At 45.4% G+C, this 22,622-nt stretch carries 21 protein-coding genes, 1 tRNA gene and 1 other RNA gene; 16 read left to right on the top strand and 7 right to left on the bottom strand.

Annotated features, from left to right (window positions below):
* Positions 1 to 209 (top strand): hypothetical protein (locus tag BLQ79_RS08345; protein ID WP_234944889.1); only part of this gene is annotated, 209 nt, incomplete at its 5' end.
* A 434-nt stretch (positions 210 to 643) separates the two neighbouring features.
* Entirely contained in the window at positions 644 to 1,357 is a 714-nt protein-coding gene (locus BLQ79_RS01960; protein WP_091363292.1) for a B3/B4 domain-containing protein, read from the top strand.
* 71 nt (positions 1,358 to 1,428) lie between these two features.
* Here BLQ79_RS01960 and BLQ79_RS01965 read toward each other — a convergent pair whose 3' ends face one another.
* The 5 genes from BLQ79_RS01965 to BLQ79_RS01990 all read right to left on the bottom strand — a co-directional run bounded on the left by BLQ79_RS01965 (position 1,429) and on the right by BLQ79_RS01990 (position 7,215).
* Positions 1,429 to 1,770 (bottom strand): cupin domain-containing protein, encoded by a 342-nt coding sequence (locus BLQ79_RS01965; RefSeq protein WP_091363295.1) that lies wholly within the window; start codon positions 1,768 to 1,770, stop codon positions 1,429 to 1,431.
* An 83-nt stretch (positions 1,771 to 1,853) separates the two neighbouring features.
* On the bottom strand, positions 1,854 to 2,747 hold the full coding sequence (gene amrS / locus BLQ79_RS01970; protein ID WP_091363297.1) for an AmmeMemoRadiSam system radical SAM enzyme: 894 nt from the start codon (positions 2,745 to 2,747) through the stop codon (positions 1,854 to 1,856).
* Positions 2,748 to 2,774: 27 nt separating this feature from the next.
* Entirely contained in the window at positions 2,775 to 4,124 is a 1,350-nt protein-coding gene (gene amrA, locus BLQ79_RS01975) for an AmmeMemoRadiSam system protein A (RefSeq protein ID WP_091363300.1), read from the bottom strand.
* A gap of 738 nt (positions 4,125 to 4,862) precedes the next feature.
* Positions 4,863 to 6,548 (bottom strand): DUF4127 family protein, encoded by a 1,686-nt coding sequence (locus BLQ79_RS01985; RefSeq protein ID WP_234944890.1) that lies wholly within the window; start codon positions 6,546 to 6,548, stop codon positions 4,863 to 4,865.
* 16 nt (positions 6,549 to 6,564) lie between these two features.
* On the bottom strand, positions 6,565 to 7,215 hold the full coding sequence (locus BLQ79_RS01990) for a trimeric intracellular cation channel family protein (RefSeq protein ID WP_091363311.1): 651 nt from the start codon (positions 7,213 to 7,215) through the stop codon (positions 6,565 to 6,567).
* Positions 7,216 to 7,417: 202 nt separating this feature from the next.
* Between BLQ79_RS01990 and BLQ79_RS01995 the strand changes: the two genes are divergently transcribed.
* The 4 genes from BLQ79_RS01995 (at position 7,418) to bioD (ending at position 9,211) form a co-directional block, all read left to right on the top strand.
* Positions 7,418 to 7,735: a rhodanese-like domain-containing protein gene (locus BLQ79_RS01995; RefSeq protein ID WP_200779809.1), complete on the top strand. Its 318-nt coding sequence runs from the start codon at positions 7,418 to 7,420 to the stop codon at positions 7,733 to 7,735.
* A 3-nt stretch (positions 7,736 to 7,738) separates the two neighbouring features.
* A complete protein-coding gene (gene tadA / locus BLQ79_RS02000) occupies positions 7,739 to 8,188 on the top strand; it encodes a tRNA adenosine(34) deaminase TadA (protein WP_200779810.1) in 450 nt (149 codons plus the stop codon).
* A 1-nt stretch (position 8,189) separates the two neighbouring features.
* Positions 8,190 to 8,278: transfer RNA gene (locus tag BLQ79_RS02005), tRNA-Ser, on the top strand.
* A 246-nt stretch (positions 8,279 to 8,524) separates the two neighbouring features.
* Positions 8,525 to 9,211 carry a dethiobiotin synthase gene (gene bioD / locus BLQ79_RS02010; RefSeq protein WP_091363313.1) on the top strand — a complete coding sequence of 229 codons (687 nt, stop codon included), beginning with the start codon at positions 8,525 to 8,527 and terminating at the stop codon, positions 9,209 to 9,211.
* A gap of 393 nt (positions 9,212 to 9,604) precedes the next feature.
* Here bioD and BLQ79_RS02015 read toward each other — a convergent pair whose 3' ends face one another.
* Positions 9,605 to 10,690 carry a lactate oxidase gene (locus BLQ79_RS02015; protein ID WP_091363316.1) on the bottom strand — a complete coding sequence of 362 codons (1,086 nt, stop codon included), beginning with the start codon at positions 10,688 to 10,690 and terminating at the stop codon, positions 9,605 to 9,607.
* 75 nt (positions 10,691 to 10,765) lie between these two features.
* The gene (locus BLQ79_RS02020) at positions 10,766 to 11,176 is read right to left on the bottom strand and encodes a MarR family winged helix-turn-helix transcriptional regulator (protein WP_091363317.1); all 411 of its coding nucleotides are present in this window, start codon (positions 11,174 to 11,176) and stop codon (positions 10,766 to 10,768) included.
* Positions 11,177 to 11,418: 242 nt separating this feature from the next.
* Between BLQ79_RS02020 and BLQ79_RS02025 the strand changes: the two genes are divergently transcribed.
* The 10 genes from BLQ79_RS02025 to ssrS all read left to right on the top strand — a co-directional run bounded on the left by BLQ79_RS02025 (position 11,419) and on the right by ssrS (position 22,564).
* Positions 11,419 to 11,865, top strand: a complete 447-nt coding sequence (locus BLQ79_RS02025; RefSeq protein WP_091363319.1) for a histidine kinase — start codon at positions 11,419 to 11,421, stop codon at positions 11,863 to 11,865.
* A gap of 152 nt (positions 11,866 to 12,017) precedes the next feature.
* Positions 12,018 to 14,033 carry a single-stranded-DNA-specific exonuclease RecJ gene (gene recJ / locus BLQ79_RS02030; RefSeq protein WP_091363322.1) on the top strand — a complete coding sequence of 672 codons (2,016 nt, stop codon included), beginning with the start codon at positions 12,018 to 12,020 and terminating at the stop codon, positions 14,031 to 14,033.
* Between the two features lie 5 nt (positions 14,034 to 14,038).
* Positions 14,039 to 16,447 (top strand): RelA/SpoT family protein, encoded by a 2,409-nt coding sequence (locus BLQ79_RS02035; RefSeq protein ID WP_407639615.1) that lies wholly within the window; start codon positions 14,039 to 14,041, stop codon positions 16,445 to 16,447.
* A gap of 3 nt (positions 16,448 to 16,450) precedes the next feature.
* The gene (gene dtd, locus BLQ79_RS02040; RefSeq protein WP_091363324.1) at positions 16,451 to 16,900 is read left to right on the top strand and encodes a D-aminoacyl-tRNA deacylase; all 450 of its coding nucleotides are present in this window, start codon (positions 16,451 to 16,453) and stop codon (positions 16,898 to 16,900) included.
* Positions 16,901 to 16,904: 4 nt separating this feature from the next.
* Positions 16,905 to 17,549, top strand: a complete 645-nt coding sequence (locus tag BLQ79_RS02045) for an MBL fold metallo-hydrolase (protein ID WP_091363326.1) — start codon at positions 16,905 to 16,907, stop codon at positions 17,547 to 17,549.
* The gene (locus BLQ79_RS02050; RefSeq protein WP_091363328.1) at positions 17,549 to 18,601 is read left to right on the top strand and encodes an AI-2E family transporter; all 1,053 of its coding nucleotides are present in this window, start codon (positions 17,549 to 17,551) and stop codon (positions 18,599 to 18,601) included. Before BLQ79_RS02045 ends, BLQ79_RS02050 begins: the two co-directional genes overlap by 1 nt.
* A 12-nt stretch (positions 18,602 to 18,613) precedes the next feature.
* Positions 18,614 to 19,093 carry a Fur family transcriptional regulator gene (locus tag BLQ79_RS02055; protein ID WP_091363330.1) on the top strand — a complete coding sequence of 160 codons (480 nt, stop codon included), beginning with the start codon at positions 18,614 to 18,616 and terminating at the stop codon, positions 19,091 to 19,093.
* A gap of 113 nt (positions 19,094 to 19,206) precedes the next feature.
* Entirely contained in the window at positions 19,207 to 20,466 is a 1,260-nt protein-coding gene (gene hisS / locus BLQ79_RS02060; protein WP_091363332.1) for a histidine--tRNA ligase, read from the top strand.
* A 49-nt stretch (positions 20,467 to 20,515) separates the two neighbouring features.
* Complete coding sequence (gene aspS, locus BLQ79_RS02065; RefSeq protein ID WP_091363334.1) at positions 20,516 to 22,321, top strand: aspartate--tRNA ligase; 1,806 nt, start codon at positions 20,516 to 20,518, stop codon at positions 22,319 to 22,321.
* A 65-nt stretch (positions 22,322 to 22,386) separates the two neighbouring features.
* Positions 22,387 to 22,564: non-coding RNA, 6S RNA (gene ssrS / locus BLQ79_RS02070), on the top strand.
* Positions 22,565 to 22,622 lie beyond the last annotated feature (58 nt).

The raw sequence follows: 22,622 nt of genomic DNA on the forward strand, positions 1-22,622 counted from the left end.
CTGGCATCGGATTTACCAGCAGTGAAGCAGCAGGCGGGCTGAAATCGTCTCCGATTTACCAAATGGGGCCGAAAGTACTTGCTGGGAAGTCCTGGGAGGGTAGAACCGCAGGAGGAAAATCCCCCTGCGGTTCTACTTTTTCAGACCATCCTATGGACAATTTAACGTCCCAGCGGCACCTTCTGAATATAGAAATTTTCAGATTTTGAGACCGTTAAGGAGTGCAGCTCACGAAGACAATCCCTTGTCTTTGTGCCTATTCTTCCAGGCCGCTTCTGGGCTAGTATGCGAAAGCTGATTAACGGAAGTATGCAAAACGTTTCCCGTTCTGGAGAGAGACCGGCAAACTTCGTGGGATAATGAATTCCTCTATGTTTGAATACAGGAAAACAGACGGATGTTACTCTATGGCCTTTTTTATAAAAACGTTCCTTATCCACCCTCCAACCACATACCTCCAACCTGTCTGTATAGCAAAGGAAAGCATGCAGCACGTTTTCCTCTCTGGAAGACCATATTCTAATATAGTGCACAATGTCCAATCTCCAGGTTTGTTTTAGTCAGAAATCTGCGTTCTTACCTTGACTATTATTTGTATTGTGACTTATATTATAAAAAATCTATATAATAATGGAGGTTTCTTATGGAATTTTGTGTGGATAGTGAAATATTTAAGCTTTTTCCCGGGATACGTTTTGTTTGTGTGATTGCCAAAGGCATTGATTCTGGAAAAATTAACAAAGAAGCTATTGAACATATGCTTCATGAAGGGTGGAGTGTTGCAGGGAAGGCGTCTGTCCAGTATGGAAATCCGCAGTCCCATCCGAATATCAAACCGTGGGTGGCACGGCTGAAGGCTATTGGTGTATCCCGGAAAAAATTTCCAAATTCTATAGAATCCATGGTTCGCAGAGCAGGAAAGGGAGGCGAACCTTTTCATATTATTCCTCTGGTCGATTTTTATAATTCTATTGCTTTATCGCATATAGTGCCAGCAGGTGGGTTTGATATTGATCAGATGCAGGAAGGACTTTCTTTGCGGTTATCCAGGGAAGGAGACCGGTTTATGGCTCTGGATGAAGAGAAAGAAATAAATGTTCCTGCTGGGGAAGTAAGCTATGCTGATGGAAATCAGATAGTCACCCGTCAGTTTGTGTGGAAGCAGGCAAAACACCTGCTGTTAAATGAAAAGACGAAGAATGTATTCTTTGTATCGGAAATTCTGGGGGACCTGCCTTATGAGACGGCAGATAATGTGGCGAAAGCACTGGTCAATGGATTATGGAAATGTTTCGGCATTTCCACAACCGCCCATATTCTGGATGAGAGAAATACACATCTTGCCATCAATGAATAACCACTGAGAGAAAAAACTGATTCCTGGCAATAAAAAAGCAGCGCTTTGGGGCGCTGCTTTTTGTATGCATATCAATTGTCGTAAATAACAAGGCCCATGAACACCAGGTCTTCATCACCGATATTTTCCAGAGCATGGCGGTTTCCATTCTGACAGAACATGGCATCACCAGGCTTGACTTCGTAAGTGGTGTCATTATCAGTGTAGAGACCATGGCCGGAAAGGATGTAGTAGATTTCTCCATCTCCCTTGTGCTGGTGCACACCCATGGAGCAGCCTTTTTCCAATGTAGCCTTTACATAGAGACGGCATTTTTCTTTTAAAGCGTCCGGGATGGTGACAGGCTGGAGAATGATGTGACCTTTACCGCCGTTGGCGTTTTCAATGATTTTAGATGGGATTTTGGGAAGCATAAGAATTCCTCCTTTAAAAGATAATCAACCGGTTTGAAAGTTGAACGTTCAGGATTCAGCTCATTTTTTCTGGTATTAATGCTTTATCGATTTACCCATTGGTATTCGTCCAGCTCTTCTTCGGATACATTTCCTATTTTAACATGAGATAGGTATTTTCGTGCTATCTGCCCAAGAGATACCAGGGTGGAAAGCGGTGTAGGTGGACAATCGGTTAAGTGCCAGCAGGGGAAGAAACGGGTAATATGAAGAGGTATATCCTGATTCAGGGAACGGATCCATTTCACCATTTCTTCAAAAGTGGCAGGGTCATCGTTTTTTCCGGGAATTACAAGATTGGTGAGTTCTACATGCGATTTCCCGACAGTGCGTTGGATGGTTTCCAACACAGGCTTTCTGGCAGCACCACAGATATTTCTGTAGAAATCTGGGTCCCAGCCTTTCAGGTCGATATTCCATGCGTCTATGAGAGGGAGAAGGATATCCAGTGCTTCACTGCTGATAAAACCGTTAGAAACCATTACATTAACCATCCCCGCCTTTTTGATGAGAGGAGCTGTGTCCCGTATGAATTCAAGAGAAAGGGAAGGTTCATTGTACGTCCAGGCGACCCCGATGTTTCCCTCCACAGTAAGGGATTGGGCCAGACGTAGTACTTTTTCAGGAGAGAGTTTCCTGCTTTCCGCTTCTTTCTGTGAAATTTCAAAATTCTGGCAGAAAGTGCAGTTCATATTGCATCCCCAGCTCCCCAGAGAAAGGATTCGGCTTCCGGGGTGAAACCAGGCCAGAGGTTTCTTTTCAATAGGATCCAGAGCAGCAGATGTAATAAGGCCATAGTTCAATGTTTTCAACATGCCATGATCATTCCACCGTGTGCGACACCATCCTCTGCGAGACGGAAGAATGCGGCATTGCCGTGGACAGACGCGGCAGATGCAGACGCCATTTTCTTTCTTATCATATAAAATTGATTCCATAGTTATCTCCTGATGAATAACCAGTTATTAAAAGTATCTCTTTACGGTGAATCGATAGAGTTTTATCGGTTCATCGTTTCTTATGCCAGCTTTTCTTCTGGCGATGTTTATTTGCTGTTCTGGTGAGTTAACGCCGTCAAGAGCAGGAAGAAGAAGGCCGCGACGGTTCCCGTTTTCTACGATGATGCCGTATTTTTTGACATTAAGGTCTGTAATTGCAGCCGGCTCGGGAGAGCTGAGAATATCGACAGAAATGTCTAAATCGTCCAACTCATGTGCAGTGAGAGAAGGAAATCTGGGGTCATCCATGGCAGCCGCTCTTGCATTATGGATGATTTCTTCTGCTGTGTTTTTATAGCAGGGAAGGAAAGTTCCAATACAGCCTCTGAGGGCGCCGTACTTGTGGAGAGATACAAAGACACCGGCCCTTTTTTCCAGATCTGGTGCAAGCGGGGACGGAGTATCCATAATGGTTCCGTGTTCCAGGAAGTAACGTATACTTTCGCGGGCCAGCTTTACACGTACATCATGGACTGGTTCTTTTTCATCTTCTCCGTGGGGAAGATAAAGGCAGATTCCATATCCGACGCCAAAAGGACCTTCATGGGAGAAACAGGGCATGTCCGCTTTTCTTTGGCCCAGAATGCCGAAGAGAAAATAAACAGAAGGCAGGCCGCACATGGCAATTTCATAAATGAACTCCGGAGTCATGGATGTGAGAGGAGTTTTATCCCGTCTTCTCAGGGCGTTCATGACTGCTTTATCGAAAAGTATTCCCTTCTCCGTATAACCGTTAGGAGACTCCGGAGTCAGCCGGTGAGAGAGGTCACCGGAAGCGATGACTCCAATCTTCCGCCCCAGTCTGGCAGCGGTGCGTTCCACTATGGTACCGAGAATTTCGTTTATTTCATAATTGGAAAAACAGGGAGAAAACATGACAGCTTTTCCTTTAAATCCTGCTTTCTGCAGATAGTACATAGGAACAAAAGTACCCCAGTCTATGGTGAGAGTGCGGTTGTACCGGCGGGCCTCCGCTTCGTCTACCCGGTGCAGAGGAATCAGTGGGGCTGCTTCCTGCAGGACAGCTTCTGCCAGCATGCGGTCTATAGAAAGAGTCATGGAAAGCTGGGGATATCCAAAATCGGAAAGATTTCCGGAGATAGAATCGGCCAGGAAAAGAGCGGGACCATCATGAAAACAGAGATTATGCGGAGAAATGATAATCACAGTTTCTATACCTGAAGAAACCATTTTATGCATTGCTTCCTCTTCTGTTTTTATGGTGAGGGCCATACGGGAAAGCTCCCTGCCTCCAATCTCTGGAATCATGACAGGCGGATGAGGGAAAAGGCCAGCCGCTTTACATGTGGTTTTCATTAGAAGCACTTCCTTTCTAATCACTTTTTACCTTAAGTGTAGTTGGTTTTGTGGGGAAAATCAAAAATGATGGAGTACGGTGAGACGCGCAATGATTGGCCTGCGTAATGGCACGGATTAAGGATATTCCTGTACGACCGGAAATAAAAAGAACCGCAGTTTATTGCCTGGGATGGGCATGGACTGCCGGATGGGAAACAGGCCATCTGACATATCTCTATATGACAGAAAAAATGCAGCTTATACGGGTTGCATTTTTTCTGTCTGTTAATTCATGTGGAGAAGGGAGGATTTTGGTATCGGAACGGGAGATGAGATAAAGGTCATCAATAAGAAGTCAGACATCGGACTGGGAACCCCAAGGCTTCTCTATCAGTCCCAAAGCTTGATTAAGAATACTGCCGGTAATCATAACTTTTTAAGAGGAACAACGATTCGTACTTTTCCCTTTGGTATCTTTTTCGCTGATGTTCTTTTTATCTGATAATGTACTCCGGCCAGCAAAAAGGACTTCCATTTAGATTAGGAAGTCCTTTTTTAACTGTCAGTTTAGTCAAAGAGAAACCCTGAAGGAGGATTCTGACTGAATTCTTTGTGGCTTTGTTTTCATGAGTCTGTTTTAAATAATGTCCTGTAAAGTCAAAACACTCCGGTTTCCTGTGCAGAATGTATGATGATATCTGACAGGAAACCGGAGTGCTTTTCTGTTCTGTATATTGTTTTGCGTGCGGTAGGGGATTAATTCCACTGTACATCCACAACCTGAGAAGGCTGTTCTGTGCTCTCCAGTGCGGCAGCGGCTTCTTCTGCTTTCTTTTTTGCTTCTTCTTCCGCTATGCGCTGCTTTTCCGCCAGAGTCAGGATATGTTCATAAGATGGAGTATCCGATACATAGGCATGAATTTCAAAGAAACGGTCCCATGGGAAGTCTGCATATACAGTCTGCGGATCTACACCCATTTTCTTCTGCGCAAAGTCCTGAAGCTCCGCTACCATTTCCTCACGAATTACGGGAGAAATCTTCTGATTTCCGGTGGCAGGGTACGAACTTTCCATGCGGTAGAGATTCTTACGAACATTGGCCTGATAAGCCCAGTTGTCCAGATATTGTTCCAGAAGCATGTCTTTGTGTGCCTGTTCGTTCATGGCCGGAGCCAGTATGGCCTGCGCGATGGCGTAACCAATCGTATTGCTTGCCGTGTTCCAGCCATTATATGCGGCTACCTTATAGAGCAGGTCGTTTTCTGAGAGCAGGCTCATCAGGGTATTGTCTGATCCGTTATTAAAATATACATCCACAATGGATACAGGGACATTACTGTCCGCATATTTCTTAATAGTGTCCACGAAGTCTATAGTGCTCTGCTTTTTCATGCTGAAGTTTTCAAAACGTCCGGATTCCTTCGTATTAAAGAGCGGAGTATTTATGGCTAGCATGATATCCGGATTGGCATTGTCTGTAATGGTTCCATTGACGGCTTCGATATGTTCCTTAATGGTCTTTCCAATTGGCTGGCTTTCATAGCTGGGGACGGTTTCTTCGCCGCGGCCCAGAGGATAAATCACGCCAAAGGTGGGGTGAAGCTTATTGGAATCCACATAGTACCGGGCAATCAGAAGGAGAGCCAGCTGGTCGGCACCGGGGAAGGAGCCATACCGTGTAGACTTCAGACCTTTGGCATCTTTGGCCAGATATCTGGATTCCATGGCGGACTGTGAATATTCAGAACTGTCATCATGACCGAGGCAAAAATAGGTAAAGGTGTTATTTTTCACATCCTGGATTAATTCCTTATTGATGGTATTGTTTTTCTGTCGGCGGTCAAACCAGTCCTGAAGATATTCTACCGGTACGGACTGCTTCAGTGAAGTCAGTTGCGCCTTTTCCTTATCGGTAATAGTGCCTTGGTCCTGTTTATCCTGGAGGATAGAAATCTGATAAATCTTATTTCCATAGGTCCCGTAATAATACGGTTCTACTCCGGAATTTGAGGCATAAGGAGAACGCATAATAGTTCCAAAACCATAAAGGGGAATCTTAGGATTGTTCTTGTGAAGAAGTTCAATGCGATTTTCTCTGCTCTGCAGGGTAGCCAGAGATTCATTATGCTTACGGGAATCTACCAGGCCTCCGTAAATAAGAGTGTCTGTGGACAGAATGGCAGCATCTGACTTGGAAATATTATCTTCTACCCAGCTCCAGACTCTGTCTGCGTTTCCCTTATAATTGGAACCGGAAAGGATGGACTCCGGTGGAGTCAGCACTTGGTATCCCGCATGTTCAGCGGTGGACACCGTATAAGCAAGGCTTACCGGTCGATTATCCTGTGGAACCAGTAGTATGGTTTGGGCAGAAACGGACAGACAGGTAAGAGCGCAGGCAGCAGCCGTTGCTGCACTAAATAAGGATTTTATAATTCTCAAGATTAACCTCCCGAATTCAGAGTTTGAAATAAATATGTCTAGGACGCGGATGATGCAGCTGCCAGCCATAACGGATGGCTAATACACGGAGAAGGGTAACAAACAGGAAACAGCACCAGGATGCGATGGCTGAGCCAAGTGGTTCCCATAAACAGACAATCAGTATGCCGCCCAATATGGATGCAAAAGCATAAAAATCCGTTTTCAGGACTACGGGAACGCGATGTGCCAGTATATCCCGAAAAATACCACCGCCAATGGCAGTAATAAGCCCCAGAGTTACCGGAAGGATTATTGAACTTTCAGGATACAAGGTAAGGCCGGTAACGGCCCCGGTCACGGTGAACGATGCCAAACCCAGTGTATCTGAAATATTATAGACTATGGCAATAATCCGTTTTCCCTTCCGACTGAATTTTACGGTTTCAAAAAGAAAACATACAAACAGGGAAGTTATGATAGATAGTATGAATCCATAAGGATGTACCAAGGTGGTCGGTGGGATGACACCTACCAGAACATCGCGGAGAATTCCGCCACCAACGGCTGTGAGGACGGCAAGGACAGTTATTCCAAAAATATCCATGCGCTTTATAATTCCTACTATGGCACCGGAAAAGGCAAATGCAATAATGCCTATAATGTCAAAAACAGCAGCTGTTGTCATAATTATTCCCTTTATTTTAAACTCTGTTCAATAATGTACAGAAAATTATGGATATTCTCATTATAGACGTGGGGAGAAGGCTTTTTCAAGGCACAGAAAAGTGTGGAAATAATACAGAAGTGAGAGAACAGAAGACATTAATATGTTTTTAAACAAAATATATTTAATGTATAATGAAATATACAGGCAAGGAGGAACATTTATGGAATCATATAAAAATATTACACCACAGGAAGCTAAAATCATGATGGAAGAACAGAAGGTTATGGTTGTAGATGTGCGGGAACCGGATGAATATGCAGAAGGCCATGTTCCTGGAGCAATTCTTATTCCGCTGGGGACCATTGGAAATGGCAGGCCGGAAAATCTTCCGGATATCAATGTACCAATACTGACTTACTGTCGAAGTGGGGCAAGAAGTGCTAAGGCAGCATCCCGGCTGGCAGCACTTGGATACAAACATGTATATAATTTCGGGGGTATTTTAAATTGGCCCTATGAAACAGAGAAACAGGACTAAGGAATGACAGACAGAGAATTCATGGAACTGGCTCTCATTGAAGCTGAAAAGGCGTATAAGGAAGGGGAAGTTCCCATTGGGGCGGTGGTGGTGTGTGATGGAGTTATTGTGGCCACTGCGCATAATGAGAAGGAACAACGGAAGGATCCTACCGCGCATGCGGAAGTCATTGCCCTTCGAAAAGCGGCTTCTCGCCTGAAACGGTGGCGTTTGACCGGGTGTACGCTTTATGTTACTATAGAGCCATGCCCAATGTGCGCTGGCGCACTGCTTAATTCCAGAATAGATCACATCGTATATGGTGCAGATGATGCATTATATGGAGCCGTTCGCTCCGTATGGAAACTCTGTGATGGGAAAGCATTAAATCATCAGATTACAGTGAAAAGTGGTGTCATGGCAACAGAGGCAAGGGAAATCATGGACAGATTTTTTTCTGCCCGGAGGATATAATGGAGCAGTATCGAAGTGGTCATAACGGGGCTGACTCGAAATCAGTTGAACCGTAAGGTTCCGTGGGTTCGAATCCCACCTGCTCCGCCAGAAACACATAAGTCATGAGGAAGAAGTTCTCATGGCTTTTTTGTTGTGGATAAATTTTTTCAAAGATCTATGGTGATGGATTTTTCAGGTAAGTATTACTTGCTCAAGATTTCAAAAGTAAACTTTAATACATAAATTTGGTTGACAATATAAGTATAACGGGGTATTCTGTAAAAACGAGAAGATATGCAGCAGGACTCCACAAAAGTATGCAGCTGTACCGAAATGTTTGAGGAGGGATACTGGATGGGAAAGGCATTGTTTATTACAGGGACAGGGACGGATGTAGGAAAAACGTATGTAACAGGATTGATAGTCAGAAAACTTCGTCAGGCAGGATTGAATGGAGGCTACTATAAGGCAGCTCTATCCGGAGCCATTCATGATAAAGATGGCATGTTGCAGCCAGGTGATGCGCTTTATGTCAGGCATGTGGCAGAGATGGATGAATCTGTTAAAAATCTGGTTACTTATGTCTATCCTGAAGCGGTATCTCCACATCTGGCCGCTAAAATAAACCACAGGCCGATTGACTTTGACAAAGTGAAATCAGATTTTGAAAGGGCAAGGGGCCGTTACGACTATCTGACCATGGAAGGAAGCGGAGGTATCATCTGCCCGCTTCGATGGGATAATCAGCAGCATATGCTGTTGGATGATCTGATAAAAAAACTGAATCTGGGGGTAGTGATAGTTGCCGATGCAGGATTGGGAACTATCAATAGTACCGTACTGACTATTGAACATCTGAACGCGCGGAATATTCCTGTCGCTGGAGTGATTTTTAATCAGTATCTGCCGGGGGATTATATGCAGGATGACAATGCATTTATGATTGAAGAACTGACAGGGGTCAAGGTTTTGGCATATGTGGAAAAGGGAGATAAGGAGCTCAAAATAGATATAGAAGTTCTTAAAGGGCTGTATTCATAAAAAGCCGGAAGAAGCTGATGGTACTGGAGTTTTTCTGTGCTGTCGGCATTTATTTTTACCAGCAGGGCCATATCTAACGGCATATGGAGTAACCAGTTACATTCATCAGTTATTATCTGATTCAGCAGTAACGGCCTGTTGATGGAGATAAAATCCGGGGCCAGCGCTGCTGTGTAAGGGGCGTACAATGGAGAAGAAATCCTTCGCAGGGGATAAAGGAGGCTGGGGAATGTGAGTTACGAATAAACTGTATTGCAATGGGTGAATTATTATAGAAAGAGAAATCTGGAACGCACCGTGTAAACGAAATTAACAGAAAAAGGAGAGCCGCGCTATGCGACTCTCCTTTCTGTCTGGTATATCTAGCATGAATTGATAGAAATGAGTTTCAGATTAAATCAGTTCGGTCTTCTTCACATCTTCAATGGTTTTAGTTCCAGCCAGCTGCATGGTAATGGAAAGTTCCTTATTGAAGTGGTCGAATACAGATTTTACTCCTTCCGCTCCGCCCAGATTGAGACCATAAATGACCGGACGGCCGATGGCTACCAGATCGGCACCGCTGGCCAGGGCTTTGAATACGTGATTGCCTCTTCTTACTCCGCTGTCGAAAATGATGGGAGCTCTCTTATTGACTGCTTTGGCAATGGAAGGAAGTACGGCGAAGGAAGCCGGGCCACCGTCGAGCTGGCGGCCGCCGTGGTTGGAAACCCAGATGCCATCAGCACCTGCATCCAGAGCGATTAATGCGTCCTCGGGGGACTGAATGCCCTTGACAATAACCGGAAGTCCGGAAAGGCGCTTCAGTTTGCCAATATCGGAAGGAACGAAGTCCTGCTTTGCGGCTGCATAAATTTCAGAAATGCCCTTGCCTTTTCCGTCAGCATTGCCATAGGCTGCCAGGTTGGGCATTGGCAGCGGGAACTGGAAATGAGTGGCAATGTCTTCTTCACGGTAGCCACCCAGTGTGGAATCAACCGTCATGATGATGGCCTTTACTCCGGCGCGTACAGCTTTCCGGATAAGAAATTCATTGAAGCCATCATCCTTGCTCATATAAATCTGGAAGAACTGTGGTGCGCCCGGTGCTGCTTTAGCTGCTTCTTCCAGATCTGTGCTGCCGTAGGTGCTCATTGCAAACAATGTACCAGCCTTTGCAGCTCCGATGGCAGTATCTACTTCACCTTTTACATGGGCAAGTCCATGGGCGGCGGAAGGTGCTTCAATGACCGGAGTGGACAACGGGATTCCAAAAATAGAAGTAGAAAGGTCGGCATGAGAAATGCCGCGAAGCACCCGTGGAACAATATATTTGTCTTCAAAGGAGCGGGTGTTTTCTCTTAATGTCCATTCGTCTTCTGCGCCTTCACGGATATAGCCAAAGGCGCCTGGTTCCATGCGGGCTTTCACTCTGGCTTCCAGGCCTTTAATATTGAGGATGTCAATCGGATGTTCTGCGTTGCTTGTGTAATATGCCATGATTTTCTCCTTGCAGCTGTAGCTGAACTTATACATGTATGCACATGATTAATGAAGTAAGAAGATAGCAGGAATCTAAGAATTCATTTTTTTCAGCAGCTTTTTCATAAGTACTCTTTCTTCTTTTGTAAGTGGGGACTCCAGCAGTGCATTGGCTTTATCTTCCATAGGGGAAATCCTCGCGACCAGGGTTTCTCCCTCAGAAGTAAGCGATAATATAAGGTTTCTCCTGTCTGATGGGTCTTCCTCACGATGAATAAGTCCTTTGGATTGGAGACGGTCGACTAACGCTTTAATGGTGTTTGGACTTTTATGATTCAGCCTGGCCAGCTCTTTCTGACAAAGTGGGCTGTTTTCTTTTATCAGCTTCAATGCAGTCCATTGTTCCAGCGTAAGGCCGTAGCCACTGAAAAAATCATTCATTCTCACATGGATATTTCTGGCGGTTTGAGCCAGAAGGTAGCCCAGTGTATTTTTCAGTTCCATGTTGACTCTCTCTCTCTTCAAAACCGCATGCTGTTAATATAAAGCTAAATTAATACGATATAGAACTAATTTAGCTGGCTTTATTATAGAAAGACATCTATATGGTGTCAATATGGAGATTATCTATGTAAGGGGTATAAGATATTCCTGTAGTATCCCGGTAAAAAGGAAAAGAGGGGCTTTTATCGTGGCAGTATTCTGTTATAATAATAATAGAATTTATTAACAACGGAGGGTTGGGTATGGCAGAACAGACTATAGTAAATAAAAAGGCTGATAGTTTTGAGAAATATTTGAAAGATAACAATCTGAATTTCTTTACTCGTTTTGATAAGGGGGATGAAAATCAGACGGTTTTGTTTCGTTCCAATATTCAGGTGGAAGGACAGCAGCTTCCGGTGAATGTAATTACTGACCGGACCATTTACACTATTATCCGTGTATTTGTGGGACAGCATATTATCAAGGAAAATAACCGTGCGGACTTTGATTCTTTCATGAATCAGATGAACAGAAGCTATAAGGTGTTCAAGTATGCAGCAACAGATGATGGGGATTTATTTCTCGATGCATGCATGCCAAGCACACAGGAAAGCTTTGACCCAAAGGTCGTACGCATTGTACTGGATGTAGTGGTAGATCATCTCAACCACGAATACAAGAAAGTTATGCAGCTGGCATGGAAATAACCGGATATAAAAGCTGAGAAGTCAGTAAAAAGTCTCATCAAAAATACAGCGATGAGGCTTTTTTTGCGTGATAATGAAAATGATAATATCTTGTAGAGAATGAGAAAGAAAAGTGATAAAATAAGGATGTGATTAACGACAGAGGTATGCATATGCAAAATAAACCTGAAACAGATAAACAGCAAGGTAAATATATATGGAAGTTTGCATCAGCAGGGAAGGATAATGAAATTCCTGCTTTTTTTTCAATACATGGAATTTCTCCGCTGGTGGCGGGTATCCTTCTGCGAAGAGGGATAGACACTGAAGATAAGCTGAAACATTTCTGCTATGATACGCCGGCTGATTTGTCAGATCCATTTCTAATGAAAGGGATGCAGGCTGCGGTAGACCGGATAATTCTGGCATTACAGAAAAAAGAACCCCTGGTTATCTACGGGGATTATGATGTAGATGGCATAACGGCTACATCCATTTTGTACCGTTTTCTGAAAAGGGAAGGGGCGGATGTCCGCTTTTATATTCCTGCCAGAGAAACGGAAGGATATGGCCTGAACCTGCCTGCGGTACAGAAGCTGGCAGAAGAGGGGTGTAAACTGCTTATTACTGTGGACAATGGTATTGCCGCCGCTGATATTATTGCGCAGGCTCCTGAAACTATGGATATCATTGTTACGGACCATCACCTGGTTCCGGAAAAGATACCGAATGCTATAGCGGTGCTGAACCCCCATCAGACGAACTGCAGATATCCTTATAAAGAACTTGCAGGATGTGGAGTGGCCTATACGGTATGCCGGGCACTGGCTCTGACTCTTCATAACGAAGCCTATGAAGAGGATATGGAACTGGTAGCGATGGGCACCATCGCCGATGTGGTTTCCCTTACCGGAGAAAATCGAATCCTTGTGAGAGAAGGGCTCCGGAAGATGCGGTATACACAGATTCCCGGGCTGGCCGCTCTGCTCCGGGCAGCGGGCATTGTAAAACCGGGGGAGGACAAACCGATTTCTGTGGAAGATGTGTCCTTTGGACTGGCGCCACGGCTTAATGCCGCAGGACGCATTGCCCATGCCCGGATGGGGGTGGACCTTCTTATCAGTTATTCCCGCGAAAAAGCAGAACATATTGCTCGCAATCTGTGTGAGATAAATGTGAAGCGCCAGGCTGTTGAAAAGGGAATCTATGAAGAGGCTGTCCGGCGGTTGCATCAGCTGAATGCGGAAAAGGCGGATGTCATGGTGATTGATGGTCACGGGTGGAACCCTGGAGTTATCGGAATTTCAGCATCCAGAATTCTGGAGCAGTATAACCGGCCGGTGCTCATGATTACCATCAAGGATGGTATTGGAAAAGGATCCTGCCGCAGTATTCCGGCTTTTGATATCTACCAGGCGTTAAAAGCACAGGAATCATTGCTTATACAGCTGGGTGGACATAAGATGGCTGCGGGCTTCAGCATCAGGGAAGAAAACATCCCGGCGTTCAGAAAGGCAATCAATGATTACGCAGCCAGGGTGCTCAGTCCGGAAGACTTTATTCCGGAACTGGAGCTGGAAGAATATCTTCCACTTCGGGAACTGACTCCCCGGTTCATTCATGAACTGGAAATTCTGGAACCCTGCGGGTGCGATAATCCCCGACCGCTGTTTGCCAGCAAAAACCTGCATGTGAATTATACAAGGCATATGGGGAAGGACAATAAACATTTTAAATGTATGTTCGAACAGGATAATATTTCCAGGCAGGGCATATTCTGGAACACTGGTATTTCGTCCCCTTGCAGAAACGGGGATATAGTGTCCGCTGCCTATCGAGCGGAAATACACGAATGGTATGGAGAGAATGTTCAGCTTATCTGCAAAGACATCATCATCAGGCCTGAACCGTTCCTGAACCGGGACAAGATGGTTTCCTTCTATCTAACAGTAAAACGGGTCATGGATTCGGAAGGTCCGATAGAGGAAATACAGCATCAGGTGGCAGACAGACTTAAACCGTCCTTCTCTTTCCAGGAAGTGGAACTTATGTTCAGAGTTTTTGAGGAGATACATCTTCTTAACCGGCGGCAGAGGGGGAATGAAACCTATTACCAGTATCAGCCGGCGGTGAAGAAGCTGGATTTATTTACATCATCTACGTATTGTAAGTATTCAATGAGGGGTTGATTATCATGGCTGTTACGAACGAAGACATGAATAAGGATAAAAATAATGTATCCACAGAAACCACAAAAAAGATAAACATGGCTGAAATATTTTCAAAGACGCTGGATGATGAAACTATTCATACGGATGCATCGGCGTCTACGTTGGCAGATTTTCTGATTAATGAGGAAAACTATATTAAGGAAAAGGCCAAACAACATGATTTTTCTTTCGAAGTAAAAGAGGAATATGATCGCCTTATTAAGAAAGTGCAGTCGTATAACAAGGACCCTAAGGCACTGGAATGGATTAATAAAGCTTATAACCTGGCGGCTCAGGCTCATGGGAAACAGGTAAGAAAATCGGGGGAACCCTATATTATTCATCCGTTGTCTGTAGCCTATATTCTGGCCGAACTGCAGATGGATCTGCCGGGGGTGATTGCGGCTCTGCTGCATGATGTGGTAGAGGATACGGAATATACCCGGGAAGATATTGCGAAGATTTTTGGCGAAGAAGTCGCTTTTCTGGTGGATGGGGTAACCAAGCTGTCCAGCTTCCACTATACGGACAAAGAGGATCAGCAGACTGAAAATTTCCGTAAGATGTTCCTGGCCATGGCCAAGGATATCCGCGTAGTGGTTATCAAGCTGGCAGACCGTCTGCACAATATGCGTACCCTCGGAGTTTTCCGCCGGGAAAAACAGCAGCGTATAGCCAGAGAAACACTGGAAATCTATGCTCCGCTGGCACATCGTCTCGGGATTTATAACATTAAGTGGGAACTGGAAGATCTGTGTTTCCATTACCTCCATCCGGAGGAATATGAAGATCTGGTCCGCCAGATGAAACAGAAGCGCAGAGCCAGGGAAGAAATCGTTGAAGAAACGATGAAAGTGCTGAAGGAACATCTGGATAAATCGGGAATTAAAGCCAAGGTAACCGGAAGACCAAAGCATTTCTACAGTATTTATAAGAAGATGAAAAAACAGCATAAGGATCTGTCTCAGATATACGATCTGTATGCTGTCCGTGTCATTGTAGATACCATTCCACAGTGTTATGCCGTACTTGGTCTGGCTCACTCTCTCTGGAAACCGCTGCCAAACCGTTTCAAGGATTATATTGCGGTGCCGAAGCCCAATCTGTATCAGTCTCTGCATACTACCGTTATCGGAACCCAGGGACAGCCGGTTGAAATTCAGATTCGTACCTGGGAAATGCACCATATTTCTGAATACGGTGTAGCGGCACACTGGCGTTACAAGGAAGGCAAGGCTAACGGAGGAGCCAGCCGGTTTGACTCCAAGATAAGCTGGCTCCGCCATATTCTGGAATGGCAGGATACCAGTAATTCCAAGGAATTTGTCAATGCGCTGAAACTGGATGTATTCTCTGACGAAGTCTTTGTATTTACTCCGAAGGGGGATGTCATTAACCTGCCGCAGGGGTCAATTCCACTGGATTTTGCCTATCGAATTCATACGGAAATCGGTAATCACTGTGTAGGGGCCAAAGTCAACAATAAGATGGTGCCTCTGGATACGAAGCTGAAAAACGGGGATATTGTATCCATCGTTACATCCAAGTCCGCTAAGCCGAGTTATGACTGGCTGAACATTGTCGGGGCGTCGGAAAGCCGCAGTAAAATCAGAAGCTGGTTTAAACATGAAAACCGGGAAGAGAATATTGCCAGAGGGCAAGGACTGCTGGTTGAAGAAGCTAATCGGATGAACCAGGACTGGAAGGAACTGGCCAGCCGGAACCGGCTGGATGAAGTGGTTCACCGGGTCAATGTACAGTCTCTTGATGATATGTTCGCTGCAGTTGGGTATGGGGGTATTACACCAAAGAGTGTTATCCTCAATCTGATGAACATATATAACAAAGAGGTCAAAACCAGAGAAGCAGCTCAGGGAGCTAAATCGGCCAAAGCATTTGAACAGCTTAAGACGGAACCAAAGAAGAAACAGGTTGCTCCCCACGGTGTCCTGGTCAAAGGCGAATCCTCCTTGGAAGTTCACCTGGCTAAATGCTGCAACCCGGTTCCGGGAGATGAAATCATCGGGTATATTACTCGTGGCCGTGGTGTGACTGTACACAGGCTGGATTGTCCAAATATTGTAAATACTGATGAGCCGGAACGACTGATTGAAGCCACATGGATTAAGCAGACGTCAGGCACATTCCAGGTCAATATTGAAATCGTCAGCTATGACCGCACCGGACTCATGGCGGATATACTGGCCGTCCTGTCAGATAACAAGACATCGGTTTCTTCCGCCAATATCAATGTCAATGATGCCGGAGTGGCCACCATGCGGCTGGGAATTCAGATCAAGGATCTTCAACAATTGGAATATATAATGACGAAAATCAGAAGAGTAAAAGGTGTCCACTCAGTAGAACGACTGAAAGGCAGAAAGGGGAACTGACAGATGAGAGCGGTTGTACAGCGCTGTGGATATTGTGACGTGGAGTCCGAAGGGAAAAAGGCAGGCCATGTAGGGAACGGTCTGCTGGTCTTTCTGGGGGTTCGTAAGGGAGATACAGAAAAGGATGGAGATTACCTGGCTGACAAGATAATAAATCTCCGGATTTTTGAGGATGAACAGGGAAAGATGAACCGCTCCATTCTGGATGAAGGCGGGGAACTGATGATCGTATCGCAGTTTACACTGTATGGGGATTGCCGCCATGGCCGCCGGCCCAGTTTCTTTGAAGCGGAACTTCCAGAAAAAGCTAACCGGCTTTATGAATATGTAGTGCAGAAATGCCGGGCAGCAGGGCTTCATGTGGAAACGGGAAGGTTTCAGACCATGATGCATGTACGGCTGGATAATGTGGGGCCGATAACCATTCTCCTGGACAGCCAGAAGGAGTTCTGAGTATATGTTGCGTGTGGTTAATTTTGTTCTGGGCCCGCTGAGGAATAATACGTATCTGATTACGGATGAGGAAACGGGAACGAGCCTGGTCATAGATCCTTCCTTTGGTTCGGAACAGGTGGCTGCTTATGCCGCGAGGGAACAGATTCACATTGATAAGATTCTGCTTACCCACGGGCATAATGATCATGTGGCAGGGGTTCCTGCACTTCAGCGGCAGTATAAGGAGATTCCGCTGTATATCAGAAAGGAAGATAACTTCTATCTGAAGAAAGAAGGGGATGAGGATTCTGACTTTATGGGGATGCCGCGACCGTTTATTCATGGACCTTTCCATTGGCTGCAGGATGGGGATACCGTTTCATTGGGAAACAGTATATTTCAGGTGATTGCTACGCCGGGGCATACGCCTGGAAGTGTATGTTATTACCAGGAAGATAGGCAGTGGCTGTTTTCAGGAGATACCCTGTTTGCAGGTTCGGCAGGCCGATGTGATCTGCCACTGGGCGATGAGGAAAAGCTGGCTGACAGTCTGGATCGGCTAAAACAGATAATTCCTGATTCGGCCATTATCTTACCCGGGCATGGTGAACATTCTGAAATGGGCCTGGAAAAAATAAATAATCCTTTTCTGAGGGGAGGTTTATAATGAAGAACAGTCCGGAATTCTGGCTCAGAATAGCTGTGACAGTTTTTATCGTTACCCTGATTATTCTGGTGCCGCAGATTTTGTATCCGTTCAGCATATCGCTCATACTTTCGGTGCTGCTCACTCCGGTAGCAGATTCTATACAGGCGCTGATGAGGAAAGCAGGTCTCAAAAAGTTTCCTTATGATATATCCATCATTCTCTCATTTTTGCTGTTTATAGCCCTTGTTTATCTGGTAATTATTCATATACTGGTACCATTCGTTACCGAAGCTAAATCTTTCATTAATGGGTTGCCAGCTATTGTGCAGGAAATTCAGCAGGCTATACCGGCATTGGAAGCGGAATATGATGTGCGTCTGATTCCACCGGAACTGCGGCATGTAATCAATAATGTGGTATCTTACATTGGTTCGTATACATTGCAGATTGCGCAGTTCAGTATTTCGGCTATTTTCTCTGTGGCCAGCACGCTGATTGAAATGGTGGTCGTGCCATTTATTACGTTTTATATGATTAAGAATGGCTCGGCATTTAAGGAAGCTTTCGTGAAATTGTTTCCCGTGCAGTATCAGAGACATCTGACTAACCTGCTGGAGGAAATTTATCGTATGCTTTCGGCGTATGTACGAGGGCAGCTTACCTTGTCAGTTCTTATGGCTATGGTTACATTCCTGGGGATGGTGGCCCTGGACATACCTTATCCGTTAGTTATAGGACTGCTGGCCGGTGTGATGGAACTGGTCCCTGTGCTGGGGCCGATTATCGGGGCCATACCTCCGGCACTGCTGGGGCTGCTGCAGAGTTCTCATGTGATGGCACAGGTTATAGTATTCTATATAATTGTTCAGCAGTTGGATTCTCACTTGATTATGCCTAAGGTAATGGGACATGTTATCAATGTGCATCCAGTGGCTATCATTGCCGGAGTGCTGATCGGGGGACACCTGTTTGGCATTCTGGGGATGATGATTGCAGTTCCGGTGCTGGCTGTGCTTCAGGTAGTCATCAGACATATGTGGTTTTACGATTATTACAAGGTCATTAGTTAAGGGTGTTGGTCTATGAAAAAATCGACAGTAATGAATACGCTGAAAAAGCGTATCAGAGAACATAAGTATAAATTTACGACACAGAGGCAGATTATCCTTCAGGCATTTTTATCCAGCAAGGAGAATCACCTCAGTGCGGAAGATATATATGAAATGGTCCGCGGGGAAAATCCGGATATCGGGCTGGCTACCGTATATCGTTCCCTGGAACTGTTTACGTCACTGGATCTGGTGAAAAAGCTCGATTTTGGAGATGGGAGAAGCCGTTATGAATTAAATGATCATAACCTGTCTCACAGCCATCACCACCTTATCTGTCTTGGATGCGGCCGGGTTATCGAATTTACTTCTGATTTTGCAGAAGAAATAAGAAGCCGGATTAAAAAGAAAAATGGCTTTAATATTGTGGACTATCAGCTTAAGTTTTACGGATACTGCAAAGATTGTCAGAAGCAGCATCCGGAATACAGCGAAAAGGAACCGCAGATATAAGGTATGCGCATCCTGGCTTATTTGCCAAGGTATAGCATAAATGATACAATTTATTCATGTTTTGTCCTGCCGGTTGGCAGTTGGCAGAATGTTTATTTTTTAGAAAAAGAGGGTTGCTCATGCAGGCATTAAGAGGTACACAGGATATTCTTCCGGATCAGGTATATAAGTGGAATTATATGGAACGTGTAATCCGCCATTTATGTGCACTTTACGGATATGGCGAAATCAGAACGCCAATGTTTGAAGACACAAAACTGTTCCTTCGTGGAATCGGTGACACGACCGATGTAGTCACCAAGGAAATGTATACGTTTGAAGACAGAGGCGGAAGATCGATTACACTTCGCCCTGAAAACACAGCATCCGTAGTCCGTGCTTATCTGGAACATAAATTGTACGGGGATCAGCAGGTACATAAGGTATTCTACATTGGATCCATGTTCCGCTATGACAGACCACAGGCAGGCAGATATCGTGAATTCCATCAGTTCGGCGTAGAAATTCTGGGAGCCAAGTCTCCGGCCGCTGACGCAGAATGTATTGCTCTTGCCTATGACCTTTTTCAGAGACTGGGACTTCATGAATTGAAGCTCCACATTAATTCGATTGGTCACAGCGAATGCCGTGCGGCTTATCGCAAAAAACTGATTGAATTCTTTGAACCGAAGGTAGATGACCTGTGTGATGACTGCAGAGAACGACTGCACAAGAATCCGCTCCGTATTCTGGATTGCAAAGAAGAAGGCTGCCGTAAGGCAAGCATTGGCGCTCCGGAAATTACCGATTACCTCTGCGATGACTGCCAGGAAAAGTTTGATGCGGTTAAATCGTATCTGACGGCTATGGGCATTCCGTTTGAAGTGGATCCAAGACTGGTTCGTGGTCTGGATTACTATACCAATACGGCATTTGAAATTCAGTACACTCCACTTGGGGCACAGAGCGCTATCTGCGGCGGCGGACGCTATGACGGCCTCGTAGAAGAAGTCGGCGGTCCGTCTACACCGGGCATTGGGTTCGCAGTAGGTATGGAACGTCTGCTTCTGGCACTGGAAATGCAGAATCTTATTCCTGAACCGGAAACGGCAAAACATGTATATATTGCCGCTATGGGCAAGGAAGCGGAAGTGGCTGCGGTTAAACTCCAGAAGGAACTCAGGGACAGAGAAGTTCCGGCAGAAATTGACCTTCAGGGCAAGAGCCTTAAAGGACAGATGAAGCATGCCGGCAAGTCCGGAGCTGCCCTGGTAGCTATCATTGGTTCTTCAGAAATGGAAGAAGGCGTTGTCCAGGTTAAGACCATGGAAACCGGAGAACAGATTAAGGTTAACGTTGCTGAAGCGGCTGATTATATGGCCAAGAACTTATAATCGTCCTTTTCAGTTAACAATAAATAATATTTAGTGAGGTGCTCAAATTATGGAAAACATGGCAGGTATGCACAGATCCTGCGGCTGTGGTGAAGTAAAAGACAATGATTCAGGCAAAGTTCTTACTCTGGCCGGATGGGTACAGAGAAGACGTGACCACGGCGGACTTATCTTCATCGATCTTCGTGACCGCACCGGTCTCGTACAGCTGGTATTCAGCCCGCAGTACGGTGAAGAAGCGTTCCACAAGGCAGAAGATGTTCGTAATGAATATGTAGTAGCTGTTGTGGGCAAGGTAAGAGAAAGAAGCGAAGAAACAATTAATCCGCACATGAAGACTGGCAGACTGGAAGTTGTTGTCAGCGAAATGCGCGTATTGAACAAGGCTAAGACTCCGCCATTCTATATTGAAGATGGTGTAGATGTTGATGAAAATGTACGCCTCAGATATCGTTATCTCGATCTCCGCCGTCCGGAAATGCAGCGCAATCTGATCATGCGCCATAAGATTACCCATGAAATGCGCGAATTCCTGGATGAAAGAGGATTCCTGGAAATTGAAACCCCGATGCTGACAAAGAGCACACCGGAAGGCGCCCGTGACTATCTGGTTCCGAGCCGTGTAAACCCGGGCAAGTTCTACGCTCTTCCACAGTCCCCGCAGCTGTTCAAGCAGCTGCTCATGGTTTCCGGTTTTGAACGTTATTTCCAGGTAGCACGCTGCTTCCGTGATGAAGACCTGCGCGCTGACCGTCAGCCGGAATTCACTCAGTTGGATATGGAAGTATCCTTTGAAGATCAGGATTTCATCCTTGATCTGGTAGAACATATGATGCAGAGAGTGTTCAAGAATGTACTGGATGTAGATATTCAGATTCCGTTCCAGCGCATTACCTGGACAGATGCTATGAATCTCTATGGTTCTGATAAGCCGGATCTCCGCTTTGATATGCATTTCTACGACATTTCCGACCTCCTTCGCGATACCGGATTTAAGGTATTCCGTAACGTACTGGACAATGGCGGCGTAGTTAAGGCTATCAACGTTAAGGGCGATGCTAAGATTCCGCGTCGTGAACTGGACGGACTGGTTGAATACGTTGGACATTACGGCGCTAAGGGCCTGGCATGGATCGGATTCAATGAAGATGGAACATTGAAGTGTCAGATTACCAAGTTCCTTGGTGAAGACAAGATTCGTGAAATCGGCCGCTTCTGCGAAGCTGAAAAGGGAGATCTTATCCTTATCATTGCCGATAAGCCGAAGGTAGTAGCTCAGGCTCTGGGCGAACTCCGTCTGGAAATGGGCCGTCGTATGAATCTTATTGATCCGAATGAATTCTGCTTCCGTTGGGTAGTAGACTTCCCGATGTTTGAATACAGCGAGGAAGAAAAGCGTTATGTGGCAGAACATCATCCATTCACCGCACCTCGTGATGAAGATGTTCAGTATCTGCTCACCAATCCGGAAAAGGTTTACGCTAAGGCCTATGATATGGTCCTCAATGGCGTAGAAGCCGGTGGCGGCAGCCTTCGTATTTACCAGGAAGACCTGCAGGAAAAGGTATTCCAGGCTATCGGAATTTCCAAGGAAGAAGCAGAAGAAAAATTCGGATTCCTGCTTAAGGCATTCCAGTACGGCGCACCGCCGCATGAAGGCCTTGCCTTTGGTCTGGACCGTCTGGTAATGCTTATGCTCCATCGCGAATCCATTCGTGATGTCATTGCCTTCCCGAAGACACAGAGCGCTATTGACCAGATGTCTGAAGCTCCGAATGTAGTTACCGACAAGCAGCTGGATGAACTCCATATCAAGCTGGTAACCAAGGAAGACAAGGAAAAAGAATTATTCTGATTTTTCAGAAAGCAGAACATTTTTTCTTGTAAATGAACTATGATTCTGCTAAAATGAATACAGATGAAGCCCTGCTGTGCACGTGCAGCTTGAATATTTTGAACCAACACCTTTACATCGGGAGTTAGAGCTGAGGGATAGCGTTAATGCCCTTCAACGGGGACTAGTAAAGTCCTTCATGATGACACCCACCTGCATTTTTGCAGACTCAAAATACGGCCAATACGACATGGTGGGGATATACAAATGACAGTCGCCGAGGGAACTTGGCGACTTGTTTTTGTCTGTACAGCAATTTAAC

Source organism: Dialister histaminiformans (assembly GCF_900103425.1).
Lineage (GTDB): Bacteria > Bacillota > Negativicutes > Veillonellales > Dialisteraceae > Allisonella > Allisonella histaminiformans.

Excerpts from the sequence above, each read along its gene's own strand:
- tadA (WP_200779810.1), top strand. The coding sequence starts at position 7,739 with ATGACAGACAGAGAATTCATGGAACTGGCTCTCATTGAAGCTGAAAAG.
- recJ (WP_091363322.1), top strand. The coding sequence starts at position 12,018 with ATGCAAAATAAACCTGAAACAGATAAACAGCAAGGTAAATATATATGG.
- aspS (WP_091363334.1), top strand. The coding sequence starts at position 20,516 with ATGGAAAACATGGCAGGTATGCACAGATCCTGCGGCTGTGGTGAAGTA.
- BLQ79_RS02020 (WP_091363317.1), bottom strand. The coding sequence starts at position 11,176 with ATGGAACTGAAAAATACACTGGGCTACCTTCTGGCTCAAACCGCCAGA.
- BLQ79_RS01995 (WP_200779809.1), top strand. The coding sequence starts at position 7,418 with ATGGAATCATATAAAAATATTACACCACAGGAAGCTAAAATCATGATG.
- amrA (WP_091363300.1), bottom strand. The coding sequence starts at position 4,124 with ATGAAAACCACATGTAAAGCGGCTGGCCTTTTCCCTCATCCGCCTGTC.
- bioD (WP_091363313.1), top strand. The coding sequence starts at position 8,525 with ATGGGAAAGGCATTGTTTATTACAGGGACAGGGACGGATGTAGGAAAA.
- BLQ79_RS02045 (WP_091363326.1), top strand. The coding sequence starts at position 16,905 with ATGTTGCGTGTGGTTAATTTTGTTCTGGGCCCGCTGAGGAATAATACG.
- BLQ79_RS01990 (WP_091363311.1), bottom strand. The coding sequence starts at position 7,215 with ATGACAACAGCTGCTGTTTTTGACATTATAGGCATTATTGCATTTGCC.
- BLQ79_RS01965 (WP_091363295.1), bottom strand. The coding sequence starts at position 1,770 with ATGCTTCCCAAAATCCCATCTAAAATCATTGAAAACGCCAACGGCGGT.
- BLQ79_RS02055 (WP_091363330.1), top strand. The coding sequence starts at position 18,614 with ATGAAAAAATCGACAGTAATGAATACGCTGAAAAAGCGTATCAGAGAA.
- BLQ79_RS02035 (WP_407639615.1), top strand. The coding sequence starts at position 14,039 with ATGGCTGTTACGAACGAAGACATGAATAAGGATAAAAATAATGTATCC.
- BLQ79_RS02015 (WP_091363316.1), bottom strand. The coding sequence starts at position 10,690 with ATGGCATATTACACAAGCAACGCAGAACATCCGATTGACATCCTCAAT.
- BLQ79_RS02025 (WP_091363319.1), top strand. The coding sequence starts at position 11,419 with ATGGCAGAACAGACTATAGTAAATAAAAAGGCTGATAGTTTTGAGAAA.
- dtd (WP_091363324.1), top strand. The coding sequence starts at position 16,451 with ATGAGAGCGGTTGTACAGCGCTGTGGATATTGTGACGTGGAGTCCGAA.
- BLQ79_RS02050 (WP_091363328.1), top strand. The coding sequence starts at position 17,549 with ATGAAGAACAGTCCGGAATTCTGGCTCAGAATAGCTGTGACAGTTTTT.
- BLQ79_RS01960 (WP_091363292.1), top strand. The coding sequence starts at position 644 with ATGGAATTTTGTGTGGATAGTGAAATATTTAAGCTTTTTCCCGGGATA.
- amrS (WP_091363297.1), bottom strand. The coding sequence starts at position 2,747 with ATGGAATCAATTTTATATGATAAGAAAGAAAATGGCGTCTGCATCTGC.